We start from the raw sequence: 644 nt of genomic DNA on the forward strand, positions 1-644 counted from the left end.
GTCGGCAGCGAATCCACCGAGGCCGGATGCGCGAGCGTCTTGTTTTCCGAAGCGAGCGCTGCTGCCGTGACGTGCGCGATCATGAAGCCCGAGTTCACGCCACCGTCCTTCACGAGGAAAGGCGGCAGGCCCGACAGCGTGGCGTCGATCAGCAGTGCGATGCGACGCTCGGCGAGCGCGCCGATTTCGGCTGCGGCCAGCGCGAGATTGTCGGCGGCGAAGGCCACCGGCTCGGCGTGGAAGTTGCCGCCCGACAGCACTTCGTTCGTTTCCGGGAAGATCAGCGGGTTGTCCGACACCGCGTTCGCCTCGACGAGCAGCACCTGCGCCGCGTGGCGCATCTGGTCGAGACACGCGCCCATCACCTGCGGCTGGCAGCGCAGCGAGTACGGGTCCTGGACCTTGCCGCAGTCGCGGTGCGAGAGATTGATCGCCGAGCCCTCGAGCAGCGTGCGATAGGCCGCGGCTGCCTCGATCTGGCCGCGATGGCCGCGCAGTTCGTGAATGCGTGCGTCGAACGGCTTGACCGAGCCAGCCGCTGCATCCACGCAGAGCGCGCCCGACACGAGCGCCGTGCGGTACAGGTCTTCGATCGCAAACATGTTGTAGATCGCGAGCGCGGCGGATGCCTGCGTGCCGTTGAG

1 protein-coding gene is annotated in these 644 nt (G+C 67.7%); it reads right to left on the reverse strand.

Going from position 1 to position 644, the window contains the following annotated elements:
* Positions 1-644, reverse strand: a 644-nt coding sequence (locus tag U5A52_RS43030; protein ID WP_321940495.1) for an aromatic amino acid lyase, incomplete at both ends; no start/stop codon positions are given.

Source organism: Paraburkholderia sp. J8-2, assembly GCF_905220195.1.
In the GTDB taxonomy this organism is placed as follows: Bacteria; Pseudomonadota; Gammaproteobacteria; order Burkholderiales; family Burkholderiaceae; genus Paraburkholderia.